The organism is Pseudomonas sputi, from assembly GCF_021603585.1.
In the GTDB taxonomy this organism is placed as follows: domain Bacteria; phylum Pseudomonadota; class Gammaproteobacteria; order Pseudomonadales; family Pseudomonadaceae; genus Aquipseudomonas; species Aquipseudomonas sputi.
Map to the genome: position 1 here is coordinate 1 of NZ_BQHI01000079.1, position 309 is coordinate 309.

2 rRNA genes are annotated in these 309 nt (G+C 48.5%); both read right to left on the reverse strand.

What is annotated here, in order from left to right:
- Nucleotides 1-5: 5 nt before the first annotated feature.
- Nucleotides 6-121, reverse strand: a 5S ribosomal RNA gene (gene rrf, locus L6D81_RS29375).
- A 107-nt stretch (nt 122-228) separates the two neighbouring features.
- Nucleotides 229-309: ribosomal RNA gene (rrf, locus tag L6D81_RS29845) — 5S ribosomal RNA — on the reverse strand; the annotation flags it as partial.

The window sequence follows — 309 nt, forward strand, 5'->3', positions numbered from 1 at the left end:
TTTAATCTTGACGATGACCTACTCTCACATGGGGAAACCCCACACTACCATCGGCGATGCATCGTTTCACTTCTGAGTTCGGGATGGGATCAGGTGGTTCCAACGCTCTATGGTCGTCAAGAAATTCTGTGACCAGCTCGTTACGGCAGTAACGCTCCGGCAAAAATCGGTGACTTCTACTAAAAACAAAACCCCAACTGCTTTCGCAATTGGGGTTTCGGAATTTAATCTTGACGATGACCTACTCTCACATGGGGAAACCCCACACTACCATCGGCGATGCATCGTTTCACTTCTGAGTTCGGGATG